Annotated in this window: 17 protein-coding genes; 12 read left to right on the top strand and 5 right to left on the bottom strand. The window is 71.0% G+C overall.

Annotated features, from left to right (window positions below; all coding sequences use genetic code 11):
- Positions 1-2,164 precede the first annotated feature (2,164 nt).
- Positions 2,165-4,558 (bottom strand): phosphoketolase family protein, encoded by a 2,394-nt coding sequence (locus NAG42_RS40595; protein WP_250037840.1) that lies wholly within the window; start codon positions 4,556-4,558, stop codon positions 2,165-2,167.
- A gap of 204 nt (positions 4,559-4,762) precedes the next feature.
- Between NAG42_RS40595 and NAG42_RS40590 the strand changes: the two genes are divergently transcribed.
- On the top strand, positions 4,763-6,403 hold the full coding sequence (locus NAG42_RS40590; protein WP_250037839.1) for a sulfatase-like hydrolase/transferase: 1,641 nt from the start codon (positions 4,763-4,765) through the stop codon (positions 6,401-6,403).
- 3 nt (positions 6,404-6,406) lie between these two features.
- Here the strand turns inward: NAG42_RS40590 and NAG42_RS40585 are convergent, their stop codons facing one another.
- A complete protein-coding gene (locus NAG42_RS40585) occupies positions 6,407-6,961 on the bottom strand; it encodes an isochorismatase family protein (protein WP_250037838.1) in 555 nt (184 codons plus the stop codon).
- Between the two features lie 146 nt (positions 6,962-7,107).
- Between NAG42_RS40585 and NAG42_RS40580 the strand changes: the two genes are divergently transcribed.
- Positions 7,108-7,461 carry a YciI family protein gene (locus tag NAG42_RS40580; RefSeq protein WP_250037837.1) on the top strand — a complete coding sequence of 118 codons (354 nt, stop codon included), beginning with the start codon at positions 7,108-7,110 and terminating at the stop codon, positions 7,459-7,461.
- Here NAG42_RS40580 and NAG42_RS40575 read toward each other — a convergent pair.
- Positions 7,448-8,653, bottom strand: a complete 1,206-nt coding sequence (locus tag NAG42_RS40575; protein WP_250037836.1) for an RNA polymerase sigma factor — start codon at positions 8,651-8,653, stop codon at positions 7,448-7,450. The two genes, NAG42_RS40580 and NAG42_RS40575, sit on opposite strands and share 14 nt — an antisense overlap.
- 75 nt (positions 8,654-8,728) lie before the next feature.
- On the opposite strand from NAG42_RS40575, the gene NAG42_RS40570 reads away from it, so the two are divergent.
- The 9 genes from NAG42_RS40570 (at position 8,729) to NAG42_RS40530 (ending at position 16,324) form a co-directional block, all read left to right on the top strand.
- Positions 8,729-8,950 (top strand): hypothetical protein, encoded by a 222-nt coding sequence (locus NAG42_RS40570; RefSeq protein ID WP_250037835.1) that lies wholly within the window; start codon positions 8,729-8,731, stop codon positions 8,948-8,950.
- Between the two features lie 53 nt (positions 8,951-9,003).
- Positions 9,004-10,650 (top strand): beta-propeller fold lactonase family protein, encoded by a 1,647-nt coding sequence (locus NAG42_RS40565; protein ID WP_250037834.1) that lies wholly within the window; start codon positions 9,004-9,006, stop codon positions 10,648-10,650.
- Between the two features lie 72 nt (positions 10,651-10,722).
- The gene (locus NAG42_RS40560) at positions 10,723-11,268 is read left to right on the top strand and encodes a sigma-70 family RNA polymerase sigma factor (RefSeq protein ID WP_250037833.1); all 546 of its coding nucleotides are present in this window, start codon (positions 10,723-10,725) and stop codon (positions 11,266-11,268) included.
- Positions 11,265-11,963 carry an anti-sigma factor family protein gene (locus NAG42_RS40555; RefSeq protein WP_250037832.1) on the top strand — a complete coding sequence of 233 codons (699 nt, stop codon included), beginning with the start codon at positions 11,265-11,267 and terminating at the stop codon, positions 11,961-11,963. Before NAG42_RS40560 ends, NAG42_RS40555 begins: the two co-directional genes overlap by 4 nt.
- A gap of 218 nt (positions 11,964-12,181) precedes the next feature.
- Positions 12,182-12,946, top strand: coding sequence for an ABC transporter permease (locus NAG42_RS40550; RefSeq protein ID WP_250037831.1), 765 nt, complete (start codon positions 12,182-12,184; stop codon positions 12,944-12,946).
- A gap of 55 nt (positions 12,947-13,001) precedes the next feature.
- The gene (locus NAG42_RS40545) at positions 13,002-14,048 is read left to right on the top strand and encodes a taurine ABC transporter substrate-binding protein (RefSeq protein WP_250037830.1); all 1,047 of its coding nucleotides are present in this window, start codon (positions 13,002-13,004) and stop codon (positions 14,046-14,048) included.
- On the top strand, positions 14,035-14,817 hold the full coding sequence (locus NAG42_RS40540; RefSeq protein ID WP_250037829.1) for an ABC transporter ATP-binding protein: 783 nt from the start codon (positions 14,035-14,037) through the stop codon (positions 14,815-14,817). Before NAG42_RS40545 ends, NAG42_RS40540 begins: the two co-directional genes overlap by 14 nt.
- Positions 14,814-15,656, top strand: coding sequence for a TauD/TfdA dioxygenase family protein (locus NAG42_RS40535; RefSeq protein WP_250037828.1), 843 nt, complete (start codon positions 14,814-14,816; stop codon positions 15,654-15,656). Before NAG42_RS40540 ends, NAG42_RS40535 begins: the two co-directional genes overlap by 4 nt.
- 107 nt (positions 15,657-15,763) lie before the next feature.
- A complete protein-coding gene (locus NAG42_RS40530) occupies positions 15,764-16,324 on the top strand; it encodes a hypothetical protein (protein WP_250037827.1) in 561 nt (186 codons plus the stop codon).
- 37 nt (positions 16,325-16,361) lie between these two features.
- On the opposite strand, the gene NAG42_RS40525 is transcribed toward NAG42_RS40530, so the two are convergent.
- On the bottom strand, positions 16,362-17,582 hold the full coding sequence (locus NAG42_RS40525) for a sulfite oxidase (RefSeq protein ID WP_250037826.1): 1,221 nt from the start codon (positions 17,580-17,582) through the stop codon (positions 16,362-16,364).
- Positions 17,583-17,630: 48 nt separating this feature from the next.
- On the opposite strand from NAG42_RS40525, the gene NAG42_RS40520 reads away from it, so the two are divergent.
- Complete coding sequence (locus NAG42_RS40520; RefSeq protein WP_250037825.1) at positions 17,631-18,794, top strand: LLM class flavin-dependent oxidoreductase; 1,164 nt, start codon at positions 17,631-17,633, stop codon at positions 18,792-18,794.
- Position 18,795: 1 nt separating this feature from the next.
- Here the strand turns inward: NAG42_RS40520 and NAG42_RS40515 are convergent, their stop codons facing one another.
- Positions 18,796-20,799, bottom strand: a complete 2,004-nt coding sequence (locus tag NAG42_RS40515; RefSeq protein WP_250037824.1) for an MMPL family transporter — start codon at positions 20,797-20,799, stop codon at positions 18,796-18,798.
- Positions 20,800-20,811 lie beyond the last annotated feature (12 nt).

The raw sequence follows: 20,811 nt of genomic DNA, 5'->3' as shown, positions 1-20,811 counted from the left end.
CTGCGGAGTGCTTGTCGGTGCTGGTTTCGGATTTGTCGGCATTTCGCTGGAGCTCGCCGCAGGATCGGAGCTTTCGTGTGCTCCGCTGTTGACTGGAGAGCCGTTACTCGGCGCCGGCTGCGATCTTGGCCGTGAACTGGCGCGCATCTCAGTGCCGGCATGCGGCTCGAGCTTGGCGCGCAGCTGGGATTCGCGGTGCAGTCCGGGTTTGAGGCCCTGCTCGGGCGGGGTCTGTGGCGCCGGAGCCGGCATCGGATCGGACTTGCCGCGCGGTGCGGATCTGCCCGGCGATGCGGGGCGGCTATGCGTTCTGGAACTGGCGGGGGTCGCCGAGTTGTCGGGCGATGCGGGGCGCCTGGGTGGTGTAGGGCTGGCAGGGGTCGCGGAGTTGTCGGGGGATGCGGGGATAGCAGGCGACGCGGGAGTGCGGGGTGAAACGGTGCCAGCAATCGATGCGGGTTTAGCAGGCGGCGCGGGAGTGCGGGGTGAAGCGGTGCCAGCAATCGATGCGGGTTTAGCAGGCGGCGCGGGAGTGCGGGGTGAAGCGGTGCCAGCAATCGATGCGGGTTTAGCAGGCGGCGCGGGAGTGCGGGGTGAAGCGGTGCCAGCAATCGATGCGGGTTTAGCAGGCGGCGCGGGAGTGCGGGGTGAAGCGGTGCCAGCAATCGATGCGGGCTTAACAAGCGACGCGTGACTAGTAGGCGATGCCGGGCTGGCGGACGAGTCGAGATTGGCGCTTGGCTCAAGCTCGGACGCAGCGCGGCGTATTTGGCTCAGGCGCGCTGCATGTCTTTGGGCCTTGCCCCAAGCGCGGTGACGCGCGTGCTCGCGGCGGAACTCGTCTCCCGAGGGCGAATAGTTTCGGGCTCGGGTCCGGTCGCGCATTTTCGCCAGCTCCACTGTGCTGAACAACTGCAACTGCCGCATGCATATATTCTCCTCCTGTCGACCGCGAAATGCCCGTCCCCACGTGAGTCGATCATGCCAAACTTCGCCTATTCAAAGATCCGAGCGACTTCGATCGAATGTTGATTTACAGTAGCTTACTCAGGCTTAGCGCCTCAGTGGCTCGACGGAAGCGACCGGCGGTCATCTCGGCGCCAGTGGGCCAATTGACTTTCAAATTAACAACCCGTGACCATTGTGGGGATGCCGCGCAAAGTCCACTGAACTGGCGTTGCGCTAATCGTGAATCTGATGTCCATGCGACAACGCCTAATCCCACTGCGGTGCTTGCGCACTCGCGCATTAGTGCACAGTCGGAAGATCACGACAATCCAGAATCAGCATTGTCGAAAGCGCAACCGTTAGCCCCGGCGACGGGGCGGTGGCCGCACCGACGACCGGATGGGCCCGACCAGCACGGCTGTGCTCACCGTCAATCCGGAACGGCGGAATTCGCCACACCACGAGGCCCAGGCCCGACAACCTCAGTGCGTCCAGCACCCAGCCGCGAGAGGCAACAGCTACCGTACCTACGACGCCCCCCCCGCACAGTGGCCACCATCGAGCCGCGAGCGGCGGCAGTGACCGCGCCCACGACGCCTCGGGCCTGGCGACCGAGCCCTGCCCATCGCCCAGCGGGGAGGGGCGGCAGTGACCGGACCCACGACGCCTCGGGCCTGGCAATCCGCACCCCGCCCATCGCCCGGCCGGGAGGGGCGGCAGTGACCGCGCCCACGACGCCTCGGGCCTGGCAATCCGCACCCCGCCCATCGCCCGGCCGGGAGGGGCGGCAGTGACCGCGCCCACGACGCCTCGGGCCTGGCAATCCGCACCCCGCCCATCGCCCGGCCGGGAGGGGCGGCAGTGACCGCACCCACGACGCCTCGGGCCTGGCAATCCCCACCGCACCCACCGGCCAGCCGCGAGCGGCGGCAGGAACCGCACCCACGACGCCCCGGGCCTGGCAATCCGCACCCCGCCCATCGCCCGGCCGGGAGGGGCGCCAGTGACCGCAACCACGACGCCCCGGGCCTGGCAATCCGCACCCCGCCCACCGCCCAGCCGCGAGGGGCGGCAGTGACCGCCGCCGCGACGCCGCAGGCCTGGCAACCACACCGTGCCGAGCCGCGACGGGCCAGCAGTCCCCGGACTTACGACGCCCCCGGGCCTGGCAACCCGCACCGTCAGACCGCGACGCCCGACACCACCCTCAATCAGGTCAGGAGGTGGCCCAATCGCCGAGGGACCAGTCGCGGACCTCGGGCATGTCCTCCAGGTGCTCGACCACGTAGCGCTCGTGGCGGGCCAGCTGGGACTCGCACCACTTCTTCAGATCCTCGGCTCCCTGGGGCAGGCGGCGGGCGTTGTTGATGGCGTCCATGACCAGGTGGTAGCGGGAGGCCTTGTTGCGGACCGTCATGTCGAAGGGGGTTGTGGTGGTGCCCTGCTCGATGAAGCCGCGCACGCGGAAGCGGTCGGCGTCGGGGCGGCCGTGGACCAGCTGGTGGATGGCGCCGGGGTAGCCGTGGAAGGCGAAGACCACGTCGACGGTGTCGGTGAAGAGCTCGGTGAACAGGGTGTCGCTCATGCCGTGCGGGTGGTCTTTCGGGCGGACCAGCGTCATCAGGTCGACGACGTTGACCACGCGCACGCGCATGCCGGGGAGGCGCTGGCGCAGGATCTGGGCGGCCGCGACCGTTTCCATGGTGACCACGTCGCCGGCGCAGCCGAGGATGATGTCGGGGTCGCTCGTGCCGTCGTCGGTGCCGGCCCAATTCCAGATGCCGGCGCCGCGGGCGCAGTGCTCGATCGCCTCGTCCATGGTCAGCCACTGCAGTTGCGGTTGCTTGTCGATGACGATCAGGTTGATGTAGGACTTCGAGCGGAAGCAGTGGTCGGCCACCGAGAGCAGGCAGTTCGCGTCCGGCGGCAGGTAGACCCGGCTGACCGTGCCGCGCTGGGTCAGCACGTTTTGGATGAGGCCGGGGCCCTGGTGGCTGAAGCCGTTGTGGTCGTTGCGCCATGCCGTCGAGGTGAGCAGCACGTTGAGGCTGGGCACCTTGGCGCGCCACGGCAGGTGGTCGGCCTCCTCGAGCCACTTGCCGTGCTGGATCGTCTGGGAGGCGCTGACCATGGCGAACGCCTCGTAGGTGGCGAACAGGCCGTGCCGGCCGGTGAGCGTGTAGCCCTCGAGCCAGCCGTGGCAGTTGTGCTCGGACAGCACCTCCATGACCCGGCCGGTGGGGCCGAGCGCGACGTCGTCGGGGTAGACGCGCTCCATGAAGGCCCGGTCGGAGACCTCGAACACCGCGCCCAGCCGGTTGCTGTTGGTCTCGTCGGGGGAGAAGAGCCGGAACCGGTCGGGGTTGGTGCTGTAGATGTCGCGCATGTACTCGCCGAGCTTGCGGGTCGACTCGGCCCGCAGGATGGCCGGTGCGGTCACGTCGATCGCGTAGTCGCGGAAGTCGGGCAGGTCGAGGTCGCGGCTGATCCGGCCGCCGTTGGCGTGCGGGTTGGCGCTCATCCGCAGGTCACCTTGTGGGTCCTGCTCGCGCAGCAGGGCGACGGGGGCGCCGTCGTCGTCGAAGAGCTCCTCCGGCCGGTACGACTTCAGCCACTGCTCCAGCAGCGCCAGGTGCTCCGGGTTGTCGCGCACGCCGGCCAGCGGCACCTGGTGGGCCCGGAACGTGCCGGTGACCTTCACCCCGTCGACCTCGGCCGGGCCGGTCCAGCCCTTCGGCGTCCGCAGCACGATCAGCGGCCAGGTCGGGCGGGTGCCGTCCCAGTCACCCTCGCGGGCCGAGCGCTGGATGGTGCGGATGCGGCCCCAGGCCTCGGCCAGCGCGGCGGCGAACCGGTGGTGCATGCCGGGCAGGTCGTCGCCCTCGACCTCGATGACGTCGTAACCGTGACCGCTGAGCAGCTCGCGGACCTCGGCCGGGTCCTTGCGGCCCAGCACGGTCGGCCCCGAGATCTTGGCCCCGTTGAGGTGCAGGATCGGCAGGACGGCGCCGTCGCGGGCCGGGTTGAGGAAGGACACACCTTTCCAGGAGCCCTCCAGCGGGCCGGTCTCGGCCTCGCCGTCGCCGACCACGGCGATCGCGAGCAGGTCGGGGTTGTCCATGACCGCCCCGAACGCGTGGACCAGCACGTAGCCCAGCTCGCCGCCCTCGTGGATCGAGCCCGGCGTGGTCACCGAGACGTGGCTCGGGATGCCGCCGGGGCTGGAGAACTGGCGGAACAGCTTGCGCAGGCCCGGCTCGTCCAGGGTGACGTCGGGGTAGACCTCGCTGTAGGTGCCCTCGAGATAGCCGGCGGCGACCAGCGCGGGGCCGCCGTGGCCGGGGCCGGTCAGATAGATGGCGTCCTGGCCGGTGTGGCGGATCAGGCGGGAGACGTGCGCGTAGACGAAGGACAGGCCCGGGCTGGTGCCCCAGTGGCCGAGCAGCCGGGGTTTGATGTGCTCGGCTTTCAGGGGCTCGCGCAGCAACGGGTTGGCCTGCAGGTAGATCTGACCGATGGTCAGATAGTTGTTGGCCCGCCACCACGCGTCGACCCGGGCCAGGTCGGCATCGTCGAGCGTCGGCAACAGGTCGGAGACAGCCGTGGACACAGGGCTTGTCCTCTCGCTTCGCGGTCGTTGACGGTCACGTTATGGCTACTCGGGAGCGGCCAACAGAGTCTTTGGTACCGGGTGGAAGTGACTTTCGCGTGTCGCTGAACCGACGGGCCCCGCTCATCCGTGTCCCCTGGCGTGCCCGAGATCCAGGACGGCCCGCCAGCCGTCGAGAGCCGCCGCGCCCGCCTCCGTGCCCGTTTGGGCGGGTTTGCCCGCCGGCCGAGGGTCCAGCTCGCGCTGACGATCCTGGCCGCCGTGCTGTTGTTCGCGGCTCTCATCTTCCCCAACATCCTGGCCCGCCTCACCCCGATGGGGTTTCTGCGCCTCCCGATCGAGGGCGCGGTGATCCTCGGCCTGCTGGTGGTGCTGCCGCCCCGGGCCCGCCGGGTGTTCGCGGTCGTGGCCGGCAGCGTCGTCGGCCTTCTGGTGATCGAGAAGTGCCTGGACATGGGCTTCTTCGAGGAGCTCAACCGCCCGTTCGACCCGGTGCTCGACTGGGTGCTGTTCGACGACGCGTTCAGCTTCGTCGTCGACTCGTACGGCCGGTTCGCCGCCCTCGCCGCGGTGGCCGTGATGGTGCTGCTGGTCGTGGCCGTCCTCGCGGTGACCTGCTGGTCGGTGCTGCGGGTGGGCGCTCTGGTGGCCCGGCACCGGCGGCGGTCGGCGATCGCGGCCGGCGGCGCCGGGGTGGCCTGGGCTCTGACCTTCACACTCGGCGTCTCGATCTGGGGTGCGGTGCCGGTCGCGGCGCGCAGCACGGCCACGTACGCCTGGGATCGTGCCCATCAGGCCCGGGCCGGTCTGCGCGATGAGGCCGAGTTCGCCCAGGAGGTGCAGCGGGACGCGTTCAAGACCGTCCCGCCGCCGCAGATGCTCACCGGGCTCGAGGGCAAGGACGTCATCTTCACGTTCGTCGAGAGCTACGGCCGCAGCGCCGTCGAGGGCATCGCGCTCGCGCCGACCGTCACGCCGGTGCTCGATCGGGGCACCGCCCAGCTGGCCGGGGCCGGTTTCGCCGCCCGCAGCGGCTGGCTCACGTCGCCCACGTTCGGGGGTGGCAGCTGGCTGGCCCACGCCACGTTCGAGTCCGGACTGTGGATCAACAACGAGCAGCGGTACCGCAACCTGGTCGCCACCGACCGGCTCACGCTGACCAGGGCGTTCCGCAACGCGAGCTACCGGACCGTGAGCGTCATGCCGGGGGCGACGCGCGCGTGGCCCGAGGGCAACTTCTACGGGTACGACACGGTGTGGGACTCGCGGAACCTCGGATACCAGGGGCCGAAGTTCAGCTGGTCGCCGATGCCCGACCAGTACACGCTCAAGCAGCTCAACACGATCGAGTACAAGAAGCCCGGCCGCGGCCCGCTGATGGTCGAGATGCCGCTGGTGTCGAGTCACACGCCGTGGGCGCCGATCCCGGATTACCTGCCCGACTGGGAGCAGGTGGGCGACGGCTCGATCTACCGCAAGATGGTCGACGAGGGCAAGAAGCCGAGCGCGTTGTGGGCCGAGCCGCGCGAGGTGCGGGCCGAATACGGCAAGTCGATCGTCTACTCCCTCACGGCGCTGATCAACTGGGTCAAGCTCTACGGCGACGACAACCTGGTCATGGTCTTCCTGGGCGACCACCAGCCGTCTCCGATCGCGGCCGGCGCCGGGGCCAGCCACGACGTGCCGATCACCGTGCTGGCCAAGGACCCGAAGGTGCTCGACCGCATCACAAGCTGGGGCTGGACCGAGGGCCTGCGCCCCCGCCCGGACGCCCCGGTCTGGCCGATGAGCGATTTCCGCGACAAGTTCTTCACCGCGTTCGGCAAGCAGACGCCGGCCCCGTGACCCTCAGGCTTGGAAGTCGAGCTCCTCGGCGGTGGTGACCGAGGCGGTGCGGCCCGGGGCGGTCTGGTAGGCCCAGTAGAGGTTGGTGTGGGCGATGACCTGGGCCGGCGGGGGAGCGCCGTAGGAGGTGAGGTCCTCAGTGGTGTGGGCGTCGCTCACCAGCGTGGTGTCGTAACCGCGGACGAAGGCGCCGTGCAGTGTCGAGCGGACGCAGGCATCGGTCTGGGCGCCGGTGACGATCACGCGGCCCACGCCGAGGCCGGCGAGCACCGACTCGAGCTCGGTGGCCTCGAAGGAGTCGCCATACGCCTTTTCGATCGCCGGGTCGGACGCCTCCCGCGGCAGCTCGGGGACGACCTGCCAGGGGTCGGAGCCGTGGGCCAGATTGTCGTCGGTCTGCTGCACCCACACGACCGGCACCTGCTCGGCGCGGGCCCGCTCGACCAGGCCGGCGATGGTGGCCAGCACCGCCGCACGCTCGTGGGCGCGCTCGACGACACCCGTCTGCACGTCGATGACCAGCAGCGCGGTGCCGGAACGGTCGGTCGGAGCAGTCATGTTTCCCCCTGGGTCGAAGACTGCTGCCACGCTATCGGGACCCCCTGACAAGAATTCGCCCGCGCGATGTCGATTCCGCCGCCGCCTCGATCGTCATGAAGTGCCGAGAGCCGAGAGCAAAGTGCCACGACAGAGGAGACCACCGCATGCGTTACGTCATGATCCTGACCGGCGAGGAAGCCCCCTGGTTCGACCCGGAGACCGCCGACGGCCTGATGGAGCAGGTCACATCCTGGTGGGCCACGTGGTCGGAGGCGGGCAAGCTGGAGGACGGCGGCGCCGAGCTGCAGCCCTCGTCGACCGCGAAGACCGTGAGCCGGGGCCCGGACGGCGGCCCGACCGTGACCGACGGGCCGTTCCTCGAGCTCAAGGAGGTCGTGGGCGGCTTCATTCACCTGGTCGCCGACGACATGGACGACGCGGTCGCGGTCGCCGCGACCTGGCCCGGCATCGCCGCGCTGGGCGATCGGGTCGAGGTGCGCCCGGTCATGGAGCGCTGAGCCCGGCCAGGCGGCGGGTCAGCAACTCGCGCTCGGCCGGGTTGGTGGCCAGCGCGAGGGCCCGCCGCAGGGCGTCGGCCGCCTCGGGCGGACGACCGAGACGCAGCAACAGGTCGGCCCGGGTCGCGTGCCAGAGCCGGTAGCCGGACAACCGGTCCGCGAGGGCGTCCACCTCGCCGAGGGCGACCGCCGGCCCGGCCACGAAACCGGTCGCCACGGCCCGGCTCAGCGTGACCACCGGCGACGGCGCCAGCGTCTGCAGGTGGTCGTAGAGCTTGCGCACCGCGGCCCAGTTCGTCGCCGGCCACGACGGCGCCAAGGCGTGCTGGGCCGCGATGGCCGCCTGCAACTGATACGGCCCCGGCCGGTCGAGCGCCGCCGCCCGCCCGAGCCGCCCGGCCGCGTGCCGGATCAGGGAGAGGTCCCAGCGGGAGCGGTCCTGCTCCTCGAGCAGCACGAGGCGCCCCTGGTCGTCGAAACGGGTGGCGGCGCGCGCCTCGTGCAGCTCCAGCAGCGCGGCCAGACCGGCCGTCTCGGGCTCGCGCGGCATCAGGCCGGCGAGCTGCCGCGCCAGGTCGAGACCCTCGCGGGCCAGGTCACGCCGCTCGGCCACGTCACCCGAGGCGGCCAGGTAGCCCTCGTTGTAGATCAGGTAGATCACCGTCAGGACGGCCGTCAGGCGGGCGCCCAGCTCCTCGGCCGGCGGGACCTCCACCCGTACGCCCTGGTCGCGAAGGTTTTTCTTGGCCCGGACCAGACGCTGGGCCATGGTGGCGCGCGGCAGGAGGAACGCCGCGGCGATCGCGTCGGCCGGCAGACCGGCCACCGCGGTGAGGGTCAGGGCCATCCGGGCCGGCTCCGGCAGCGCGGGGTGACAGCAGGCGAAGACCATGGCCAGCCGGTCGTCGCCGGTGGGTGCGGCCGGCGGCGTACGGGCCAGGGCCGCGACCTTCTCCCGGCCGGTGACCTCGCGTCTGATCGCATCGAGGGCCTTGCGCCACGCGGCGGTGACCAGCCAGCCGGGCGGATTTTCCGGTACGCCCTCGGACGGCCACCGCCGCAGGGCCTCGGCCACCGCGTCCTGCAGCGCCTCCTCGGCCCGGTCGAGGTCGCCGAGCCGGCGGGTCAGCACCCCGAGCATGCCGCCGGCGTCGGACCGCCACGTCCGCTCGACCGCTGCCTGTGCGTCCACCCGGCACAGTCTGCCCGAACCGGATGGCCCCCGGACGGCGTGTGGACAGCACACCATTGAACCGGGAGGGTCCCGATGCCCGTACCACCTCACATGTGGGATGACGGGCGATTGCTGGCCGCGCTCGCCGCGCTGCCACCCGAGGCCTTCATCGAGGGCCCGGCCGACGACGACGATCTGCAGTGGCGGCGCACGGCGAGACGCCTCCGCCAGGAACTGGGCGCGGAGCAGGCTCCGGCGCTCCCGGCCGGGCATCTCGCTCCGGTCCTGGAGCTTCGGCCTAACCCGGTCGACTGACCGGGGGGTTTCGCCGATCCGCCGTCCACCGCATGATGGGGCGCGGTGAACACATGACTTCGGACAATTTGCCTCCCGGACTCGGGGAGCGGCTCGACGCCGCCGACCTCGACACCCGGCTGACCGCCGTCGGTGAGCTGCGCGAGCTGGCTGCCGGCACTGATCACGAGGCCGCCGTGGCGGCCCGGGCGGTTCTCGTCCGGCTGGTCGGCGACGACAGCCGGCAGCTGTCCACCGCGGCCGAGGAAGCGCTGGCCGCGACCTCGATCGCGCTGGACCCGCCGCGGATCGACTTCGGACCGGTCGCGCCGGGCACCCCGCGCCTGCTCGCCACCGTCGCGATCCTGGGCTCCCCGGTCGCCCTGAGCTCGCGGCTCAAGGTCACCGGGCCCGGGCTGCGGGCCCGCATCGCCGGTGATCATCTGCAGGTCGCCTGGCTGCCCGGTTCCGGGCCGTTGTCGGGCCGGGTCTCGCTGGACGGTCCGGCCGGCGCGGCCGATCTGCCGGTCACCGGCCACATCGGGTTCGGACCGCCCACCGACGGCCGCCAGGACGCGCTCAACCGGCTCGGCAGCCTGCGGTCGCCGTTGACCAGGCCCTCCCGGCCGCTGCCGGCTCGGCGCATCCGGGGTGTGGTGATCGCCGCCGCGGCCGCGCTCGTGCTGCTCGCCGGGACCGGCATCGCGGCCGCGGTGACGCTCACCGGCGAGCCGGAGACGCCGACGGTGGCCGCGCCCTCGTCGGCACCGTCCCCGCAGCCGTCGACCGGCCGGCCATCGGTCGCCCCGCGGCTGGTCAGCGTGGACAAGCCGACGGTCGAGGGCGCGATCAGGGTCGGCGACGAGCCGGAGGGTGTGGTGGTCTCACCGGACAGCCGCACGCTCTACGTCGCCAACCAGAGCTCGCGCGTGCTGTCGGTGGTCGACCTCGCGTCCCGTGACGTCCGGTCGGTGACGCTGCGCAACACGCCGCGGTTCGTGACCGTCTCGCGGGACGGCCGGCGGGTCTTCGTCTCGATGTATGAGGACGACCTGAGCGGCAGCGGTGTGGCGGTCGTCGACGCGCAGAGCCTGAAGGTGCTCGAGAATCTGCGGACCGGGGTGCAGCCGTACGCGCTGGCCGTTGATCCGGGCGGGCGGCTGTGGGTGCCGATCCACGGTGGGCGCAACGTCGAGATCTGGACGGTGTCCGACCCGAGCAAGCTCGGTGGGCGGGTGTTCGTGCCCGAGAACCCGCACGCGGTCGCCTTCGACACGGACGGGCAGCGAGCCTTCACACCCGACCACGAGTCGAGCACCGTGTCGGTCATCGACATGCGCAACGACAAGCGCCTGCGCTCGATCCCGGTGAGCAAGGCGCCGCACAGCCTCGCGGTGTCACCCGATGGGCGTACGGTCGTGGTCGCCTGTTTCGAGGCGAACGCCGTGGACGTGATCGACGCGGTGACGCTCGAACGCCGCGGCCCGTTCCCGGTCGGCACGAAACCGCAGGCGGCGGCCTTTGCCACGGACAGCGGGCACGCCTACGCGGTGAACGAGGGCAGCAACTCGGTGTCGGTCGTCGACCCGGGCAGCGGGCGGGTCACGGCGACGGTCCCGGTCGGCCGCAGCCCGCGGGTCATCGCGGTGGCGCCGGACGGCCGGTACGCGTACGTCTCGAACGGCGACGACGACACGATCACCATTTTGCGGGTGGGTTGATACCCGAATGAATGATTGCCCTGGTGCAACCGCCTCTGGGCATGATCGCCACACACGGCGGAGAGGACGGGAATGGTTTCGTGGTCGCGAAAGCGGGATCTCAGCGCCGATGAGGTGCTGGTCCGCCAGCTGTACAACGAGCACGGCGGGGCCCTTCTGGCGTACGCGACCCGGTTGATGGGCGATCGGGCTCTGGGCGAGGACGTGGTGCAGGAGACCCTGATCAAGGCCTGGCGGAACCCCGAGCGGCTGACCGAGGACAAGGGATCCGTACGCGGTTTCCTGTTCACGATCACCCGGAACATCGCGATCGACCGGCACCGGGCGCGGCAGGCCCGGCCGGCCGAGGTGGCCGAGACGGTGAGCAGCACACCGGTCGAGAGGGACCACGCCGATCAGGTGGTCGACTCGATGGTGGTGCTCGAGGCGATGGAGAAGCTGTCGGAGGAGCATCAGCAGGTGCTCAAGGCGATCTATTTCCAGGGGCGCTCGGTCGACGAAGCGGCGGAGTCGCTCGGGGTGCCGGCCGGGACGATCAAGTCGCGCAGCTATTACGCGCTGAGACGATTGCGGGAAGCCATCGCGGAGCAGCCGGTCGTGGTGGAGGGGGCGGCATGAGCACTCACGAGACGGAACTGCTCGGGGCGTACGTGCTCGGCGTGCTCGACGGCGGCGAGCGGGACACGGTGCAGAGCCACCTGGACGGGTGCGCGAAGTGCCGCGACGACGTCGACGAGCTGCGCGAGATGGAGGCGGCTCTGGGGGAGCTGCCGCCCGAGGCTCTGATCGACGGGCCGCCCGAGGGTGGCGAGTTGTTGCTGCAGCGCACGTTGAAGCAGGTGCGCGGGGAGCGGACACGCGGTGACCGGCAGCGGCGGGCGGTGTGGCTGGCCGCGGCGGCGGTGGTCGCGGTGGCCGTGCTGGGCGGTGGGGCTGTGCTGGGCCGGCAGACCGCGCCCGACGCCCGGCCCACCGCGGCCGCCGGCCCGACGGCGGCTTTGCCTTCGGGTACGCGTACGGCGACCGCGACGAACGCCTCGACCGGGGCGACGATGACGGCGACGGTGATTCCGGCCGCCGGGTGGGTGCGGGTGCACGCCGAGGTCAGCGGGGTCGCGGCCGGGCAGCAGTGCCGGCTCTACGTGATCGCCGCGGACGGGAGCCGCCGGGAGGCCGGCAGCTGGGTCGTCTCGGAGAAGGCGGCGGCCGAGGGCGGCTCGGTCGACGGCTCGGCCCTGGTGGCGCCCGATGACGTGGCATCGGTGCAGGTCGAGACGTTCGGCGGCGCGCCCCTGGTGAACGTGCCCGTCTGACGTCGGTGATGCGAAGGCCCCGTCCATGCGGACGGGGCCTTCGGCATGTGCTCAGCGGCTGGCGGTCCAGCTGGCGGGACAGGGCCTTGCCTAAAAGCCGATAGGCAAGGTAGGAATTGGCGGTGACCACCTCGTTGTCCGCGCCCCCTGTCGTATCGACCGAACCCGCCCTGCCCCGGCGATCGCCCCTCGCGCCCCAGGGTGGCCGGCGGCGCCGGGTGGCATTGCGGTTGCTGGCGCTCGTCATCCTCTATGGACTGTGGGAGCTGGCCGCCCGCACCACGCGCAACCCGACGTTCATCCCGTCGCCGGGGGCGGTCTGGCATCAGCTGATCCAGACCTCGACCGTGCACGACGGGGTCCGGGGCTACAGCGGGCATCTGCTCATCGAGCACCTCGGGGTGAGTCTGCGCCGCATCCTCATCGGGTCGGCGATCGGTGTCGCCGGCGGACTGGTGCTCGGTGTGCTGATGGGTGTCGTCGGCTGGCTGCGCGTGGTCACCGAGCCGGTGGTCACGTTCGTCCGGGCGTTGCCCCCGCTCGCCTACTTCAGCCTGTTCATCATCTGGTTCGGCATCGACGAGACGCCGAAGTTGTGGCTGCTGTCGATCGCGGCCCTGCCGCCGGTGGCGGTGGCGACCGCGGCGGCCGTGCAGGGGGCGCCGACCGGGCTGGTCGAAGCGGCCCGGGCGCTGGGCGCCGGCCGGTGGGCGGTGATCCGGGACGTGACGCTGCCGCACGCGCTGCCCGAGATCTTCACCGGCATCCGGCTGGCCGTCGGCATCGCGTACAGCTCGGTGGTGGCCGCCGAGACCATCAACGGTGTGCCCGGCATCGGCGGCATGGTGCGCGACGCCCAGCGCTACTCCCAGACCGACGTCGTCGTGCTCGGCCTGTTCGCCATCGGGCTTTCCGGCCTGCTGATCGACGCCCTGCTCCGCACGGCCGAGAACCGCCTGATCCCGTGGCGCGGCCGCCTCTGACCACCTCCGCCCACCATGCGGATACGAACACCATTTCGGAAGAGAGTCATTCACAGTGAAGAAGCTTCGTGCCGGGCTTGCCGGTTTCGCCGCCCTCGCTCTGGTCGCCGGTGCCGCCGCTTGCGGGAACGGCGCCGCCGGTGGAGCCGGTGGTGCGGACGGCGAGAAGAAGACGATCCGGATCGCGTATCAGGCCTTCCCGAGCGGGGACCTGATCGTCAAGAACCAGGGGCTGCTGGAGAAGGCGCTGCCCGACTACCGGATCACCTGGACCAAGTTCGACTCCGGGGCCAGCATCAACACGGCGTTCGTGGCCAAGGCGGTGGACATCGCGGCCATCGGCTCCAGCCCGGTCGCGCGTGGCTTGTCCGCACCCCTGAACATCCCGTACAAGGTCGCGTTCGTTCTGGACGTGGCCGGCGACAACGAAGCGCTGGTCGCCCGCAACGGCAGCGGCGTGACCGACGTGGCGTCGCTGAAGGGCAAGAAGGTGGCCACGCCGTTCGCCTCGACGGCGCACTACAGCCTCCTCGCGGCGCTCGACCAGGCCGGCGTCAAGGAGAACGAGGTCAGCATCGTCGACCTGGAGCCGCAGGACATCCAGGCCGCCTGGACGCGCGGGGACCTCGACGCGGCCTACACCTGGCTGCCGTCGCTCGCCGAGATCAAGAAGACCGGCAAGGTGCTCATCTCGAGCCGGCAGCTGGCCACGGCGGGCAAGCCGACGCTCGACCTCGGTGTCGTGTCCACGGCCTTCATCGACGCGCATCCCGAGGCGGTGGACGCGTGGCGCAAGGTCGAGGCGCAGGCACTCGACATCATCGCCGCCGACCCGGCCGCCGCGTCCAAGGCGGTCGGCGCCGAGCTCAATCTCAGCCCGGCCGAGGCGCAGGAGCAGCTCTCCCAGGGCGTCTTCCTCAAGCCGGCCGACCTGGCCACCGACGAGTGGCTGGGCACCGAGGGCAAGGTCGGTCAGCTCGCCGTCAACCTGGTCAGCGCGGCCGAGTTCCTCAAGGGCCAGCAGAAGATCGACGCGGTGCCCGCCCTCGCCGACGTCCAGAACGCCGTCTACGTGAAGGGCCTGCCCAGTGTCCTCGGCTGACCCCGCCCGCGCCGCCATCCGACTGACCGACGTCGAGCACCGCTACGGGGACGTCACCGCGGTGGGGCCGATCGATCTGACCGTGCCGGCCGGCGAGTTCCTCGTCCTGGTGGGCGCCTCCGGGTGTGGCAAGAGCACGCTGCTGCGGCTGATCGCGGGTTTCGAGGAGCCGACGTTCGGCAGCGTACGGGCGGCCGGCGAGCCACCCGTGCCGGGACGCGGCGCGGGGCTGGTGTTCCAGCAGCCGCGGCTGTTCCCCTGGCGCAGCGTCGGCGGGAACGTCGCGCTCGCGCTCAAGTACGCCGGGTTGCCCGCTACCCCGGAGCGCGTCGACGAACTGCTCGAACGGGTCGGTCTGCGCGATGTCGCCCGCCGGCGCACCTGGCAGATCAGCGGGGGACAGCAGCAACGCGTGGCGATCGCGCGCGCTCTGGCGGTGGAGAACCCGCTGCTGCTGCTCGACGAGCCCTTCGCTGCCCTCGACGCGCTCACCCGGGAACGTCTGCAGGAGGATCTGCGGCGGGTGAGCGCCTCGTCCAACCGAACCTGCGTATTTGTGACTCACTCCGTCGATGAGGCGGTCTTCCTCGGAAGCCGGGTCGTGGTGCTCACGCCGCGCCCCGGCCGGATCGCCCTCGACCTGCCGATCGGTCTGCCGCGCACCGGGCTCGCCCCGGACGAGCTGCGGGGCCGGCCGGAGTTCGCCGCCCTGCGCGCCGAGATCGGCGCCGCCGTCCGTGACCGTTCGTCCTCGGAGGTATCCGCATGATCTTCGATCAGTTGTCGCCGCACTTCGGGGCGATCGTCCACGGGATCGACCTGTCCAAGGTGTCCGACGCCGACGTGGCCGACCTCCGGGCCGCGCTGGTGGAGCGCAAGGTGCTGTTCTTCCGCGATCAGACGCTCGACGACGACGGGCAGGTCGCGCTGGGCCGGCGCATCGGCGAGCTCACCGCCTCGCATCCGGTCGTCGGCGGCGTGGACGCGGAACACCCCGAGGTGTACGCCCTGGACAGCACCGACAACGGCTTCGCCGACGTGTGGCACACCGACGTCACGTTCATGCGGCGCCCTCCGCTCGGCTCGATCCTGCGGGCGGTCACGCTGCCGCCGACCGGCGGTGACACGAACTGGGCCGATGGGCAGCTTGCTTTCGACTCGCTCTCCGAGCCCGTGAAGCGCCTCGCCGAGCAGCTGACCGCCGTCCACGACGGGAACCGCGAGTTCGGGTACTACCTGGCCCAGCGGCGTAACGGGCAGGGCAACGAGTGGGACGGCGAGGTCGTCACCAAGCTCGAGCCGATCGAGCACCCGGTGATCCGCGTGCACCCCGAGACGGGCCGGCGGGGCATTTTCGTCAACCCCGGCTTCACGTCACACATCGTCGGTGTCTCCGAGTTCGAGAGCCGGGCGATCCTGGACCTGCTCTACGCGCACCTGACCAAGCCCGAGCACATCGTCCGCCACCGCTGGCGCCCCGGCGACGTGGCCATGTGGGACAACCGCAGCACGTCCCACTACGCCAACCGCGACTACGGCGACAACCGCCGGGTCATGCACCGCATCACCCTGCGCGGTGACGTCCCGGTCGGCGTCCCCACCGTCTGACCCCACGCGGCTCTGCCGCCGCTCTCCCGCCGATTGCGGCGGGAGAGCGGCGCGCCACGGGCAGTGGTCGATTACCCATCGATGACTTGCGATGCAATGATCGCGCTGTGCCGCCCGAAGCCTTCTTCTCGACGACCGCTCAAGTCCTGCCCGCCCTGCTCATCGCGTTCGCCGTGGAGGTCGGAGTCCTTCTGCGGGACCCGCTCAACGGTCGGCGCCAGCGCGTCAGCCGTACTTTCTCCTGGCAGTTCAAGGCGATCGAGAAAGACGGTCCGGACTGGAAGGCGTACGAGCAGTGGGTCCAGAGCTTCGTGGACAGCGATGTGCAGCTGTTCCGGCGAAATCTCCTGTTGACCGCCTACGTGGTCCTCGTACTGATCGCTACCGGGGAGATCGCAGCGACGTGGGTTCTGTTCGCCGGCACCCCTGACGGCGACATAGCGGGAATGGCAGCCGGCGTGTGCCTTGTCACCATGACGTTCTCCACGATCATCGTGGCGGCAGTGCCCGTGGTCAGGATTCAGCTGGAGACCGGGATACGGGCCGCCGACAAGCTTCCGGAACGCCACCCACCGGAGGCTCGCCGGGGCCGTCACTCCCTCCGGACTCAAGCGCATTGGAGCCGCGCCAAGGGTCACGTCGTAGACCCCGACATCTCGAGTTCCTGACGTTCGCGCCGGGTGCGAACGGGCACAGCACGGCTCTCTAGACGGCGGTCACCGGCACCTTCACGACGGCGTCGAACAGGTAGCCGAGGGTGTTGAACCGCGCCTCCGCGGGCTGGCTGTTGCCCCGTACGTCGGTGGCTCGGGCCTGGAGGACGTGCGCGCCGGCCGTGGGGCGCCAGTCGAGCTGCCAGCGCTGCCACGCGTTGTCCACCGACGGGCCCACCGGCTGCGCGTGACGCCAGGAGACGCCACCGTCGGTGCTCACCTGGACGTGTTTGACGCGTCCGCCGGCCGACCACGACCGGCCGGTCAGGCGGACCCGCGAGCCCGCCGTGAAGACGGCGCCGGGATCGAGCTCGAACGCGCTCTTGATCGATTGGCGGTCGAACGGCTGTCCCTCGGCCGGGAAGCCGGGGCCGAAGAAGCGATAGAACTGGGTGTTCCAGGGTGAGAACAGCGGCACATCGGAGACCTCGATGCGACCGACCCACTTGATCGACGCGATGCCGATCCAGGACGGCACGATCAGGCGTACGGGGGCTCCGTGATCAGGCGGAAGCGGCGAGCCGTTCATCTCGTAGGCCAGGATGACGTCGTCCAGAGCCTTGCCGACGGGTAGCGGGCGCCGGACCGGGCCGAGGTCGACATCGCCGGTGACGTAGTTCGGGTCGAGGCCGGACGCCTGCACGTCGACCGCCCGGGAGCTGAGCCCGGCCCGGCGCAGGACGGTCGACAGCCGTACGCCCCGCCAGCGCGCCACGCCGACCGCGCCCAGCCCCCACGCCGTACCGGAAACGGTTTGGCCCTGCTGCGAGGTGAAGTAGCTGCGGCCGTTGCCGGCGCACTCGACGGTGACCGATCGGGTGACCGACGGCAGGCGCTGGAGGTCGCGCAGCGAGAATGAGACGGGGCCGCCCCGCAGGCCGGCGCCGAACACTTCGAGGCTCCAGGACGCGCTGTCGATGAGCGGCGTGCTGGTGTGGTTGCGCACGAAGAAGCGGTCGATCGGCACGTGATAGCCCACGCCGGCCAGCGAGGACCACAGCGTCTCGGCGTTCGTGCCGAGCACCTTGAACTTGTCGGGCGGCAGCGGCTTGACGATCGGGCCGGCCGCCGCCGCCGCGGGCGCGGCCTCGGTCAGGGCTCCGGCCAGGCCGGCCACCGCGGTGAGCTTCAGCAGGTCACGGCGGGAGAAGCCGTACGCCCGGCCGTCCTGCCACTGGCGCATGCGGAGTTTGTCGTAGGCAACCTCATCCATGTCTGTGCACTCTATTCACTTGATAGGAGATGTAGGTAGGGTGCGGGCATGGACTTTCACTGGTTTCTGCCCACCAACGGCGACAGCCGCGACATCGTGGGTGGCGGCCACGGCACGCCGGTCGGATCGGCCGGCGGTGTGCGCCCGCTGACCATCGGCTACCTCGGCCAGATCGCGCGCAGCGCCGAGCAGCTCGGCTTCGTCGGGGCGCTCACCCCGACCGGCGCGTGGTGCGAGGACGCGTGGCTCACCACGGCGATGCTGACCGAGGTGACCGAGCGGCTCAAGTTCCTGGTGGCCTTCCGGCCCGGCGTCATCTCGCCGACGCTGGCCGCGCAGATGGCGTCGACGTTCCAGCGGCTCTCCGGTGGGCGGCTGCTGCTCAACGTCGTCACCGGCGGCGAGTCGCACGAGCAGCGGCAGTACGGCGACTTCCTCGACAAGGACGCGCGTTATGCGCGGACGGGCGAGTTCCTGTCGATCGTTCGCTCACTCTTTCGCGGGGAGACGGTCACTTTCGACGGGGAGCACCTGCGCGTCGAGGAGGCGCGGCTCGCGAAGCTGCCCGACCCGGCGCCGGCGATCTACTTCGGCGGCTCGTCGAAGGCGGCCGGGCCGGTCGCCGCCGAGCACGCCGACGTCTATCTGACCTGGGGCGAGCCGCCGGCCCAGGTGGCGAAGAAGCTCGACTGGATCCGGTCGCTCAAGCCGGACATGCGGTTCGGCATCCGGCTGCACGTGATCGCCCGGGACACGGCCGACGCGGCGTGGGCGGAAGCTGAGCGTTTGTTGCGCGGGGTGAGCGAGGCGGACATCGCCGCGGTGCAGGCCGGTCTGAACCGCAGCGAGTCCGAGGGGCAGCGGCGGATGCTCGACCTGCACGGCGGAAACCGGGACGGGCTGGTCGTCTCGCCGAACCTGTGGGCCGGCGTCGGCCTGGTGCGCGGCGGGGCCGGCACCGCGCTGGTCGGCAGCCATCAGGAGATCGCCGACCGGATCCAGGAGTACGCGGCACTGGGCATCGACGAGTTCATCCTCAGCGGCTATCCCCACCTCGAGGAGGCGTACTGGTTCGGCGAGGGCGTCCTGCCCGAGCTGTCGCGCCGCGGCGTGTGGCAGCACCCCGCGGGAGCCGGCACGGGCGGGACGTCGGCGATCCCGTTCGCCGGCGTCCCGATCGAGCCCGAACCGGTCCCCGCTTCCCCGAGCTGACTCAGGTGGTGGCCGGGGCCGGTGTCTCCTGGCGGGGGAGTGCCGCCGGCCGGCCCGGCCACCAGAAGCGGTCGCCGCACATGGTGGCCAGCGCGGGCACCAGCACCGTGCGGACGAGCAGCGTGTCCAGCAGCACGCCGATGCCGACGATGACGCCGATCTGGGTCAGCGTGATGACCGGCAGCACACCGAGCACGCCGAACACGGCCGCCAGCAGGATGCCCGCGCTCGTGATGACGCCACCGGTGACGGCGAGGGCGTGCACCATGCCGTCCCGGGTGCCGCGCCGGGGCGTCTCCTCCTTCGCGCGGGTGACCAGGAAGATGTTGTAGTCCACACCGAGTGCCACCAGGAACAGGAACGCCAGCAGCGGTACGCCGGTGTCGAGCGCCGGATAGTCCAGGACGTGCCGGAACAGCCAGGAGCCGGCACCGAGCGCGGCCCCGAAACTGGCGATCACCGTGACCAGCAGCAGGACCGGCGCCACCAGGGCCCGCAACAACCCGATGAGAACGAGCAGCACCACTATCAGCACGGCCGGCACGATGACGGTGAGGTCGCGCCGGGCCGCGTCCCGGTCGTCGAGGCTCGCGGCCACGCTGCCGCCCACGAGCGCGTCCTCGCTGTGCACGTTCGAGCGCAGGGCGCGCACCGTGTCGTACGCCTCCGGCGTGTCGGGCGCGGCCGTGAGCACCGCGCTGATGCTCGCCAGATCGCCCGTACGCTCGCCGATCCGGGCCGAGGCGACCCCGGGCGTCTTGCTGACCAGGGCGAGCACCTCCTCGGAACGGTCGGGGGTGGTCATGATCGTGGCCGGGTCGGTGGCCCCGGCCGGGAAGTAGCGGCTGACCGTCTCGAGGCCGTCGACCGCCTCGGCCTCGACGCGGAACTGGTCGGCCTGCGAGAAACCCAGCTTGGTGCCGACCAGGCCACTGCCCAGCGCGGCCAGCACCACCACGGCGGCCACGGCCACGATCGCCGGCCGGCGCGAGACGCCGCGGCCGATGCGGGCCCACAGCCCCTTCTCGGCGCCCACCCCGGCCTCGCCGACGTGCGGGATGAACGGCCAGAACAGCTTCCGGCCACAGACGAGGAGGGCGGGTGGCAGAACGACCAGGGCGAACACCGCGGCGATGGCGATGCCGGCCGCTCCGGCCACGCCGAGGGCGAGGTTCTTGCCCAGGCTGGCCAGCAGCAGCGTCAGGAGGCTGAGGACGACCGTGCCTGAGCTGGCCAGCACGGCCGGACCGGCGCCCTTGAGCGCCTGCCGCATGGCCTCGAACCGATCCTCGTACGTGTGCAGTTCCTCCCGATAGCGCGAGATGATCAGCAGTGCGTAGTTGGTGCCGGCGCCGAAGACGAGCACCGTGATGATGCCGTTGGTGGACGCGTCGATGGCCAGGTCGGTGTGCCGGGACAGGATCGCGACGACCGAACCGCTCAGGCGGTCGGCCAGGCCGACGACGGCCAGCGGGACCAGCCACAGGATCGGGCTGCGATAGGTCACCAGCAGCAGCAGGGCCACCACGACGACGGTGACGATGAGCAGCCGCGTGTTGGCGCCGGAGAAGCTGTCGGCCAGGTCGGCGGTGAAGCCGGCGCCACCGGTGACCTGCGCGGTGATGCCCGGGGGCACCTCGGCCCGCACCTGCGCGCGCAGCTGGCCGACGGCGTCGACGATCTGCTCAGCCGAATATCCGGCCGGGTAGGGCTTGGAGACGATCGCGGCGTCCTTGCCCGGGGCGACGATCGGTGTGCCGAACGTCTCGATCGTGGTGAGCTCGGCCGCCGTGAGCGGGGTGCCGTCGCCCTTGGCGAAGACGATCAGAGCCGGGTTGACCTGCCCGGAGGGCAGCCGGCGCTCGAGCTCGGCCACCCGGGTCGACTCGGCCGCGCTGGGCAGCGAGGCGGTGGGATCGTTCGTCGTCTCGAGCGGGCCCGCGAAGGCGAGCACGCCCCCGCCGAGCAGCACCGCTATCACGAGAGTGAGCCAGGCGCGTCGCATGAACCCTCCACG

It is taken from the genome of Paractinoplanes maris (assembly GCF_023544465.1).
Classification (GTDB): Bacteria; Actinomycetota; Actinomycetes; order Mycobacteriales; family Micromonosporaceae; genus Actinoplanes; species Actinoplanes maris.
This window is presented reverse-complemented; position numbering and strand designations above follow the sequence as displayed.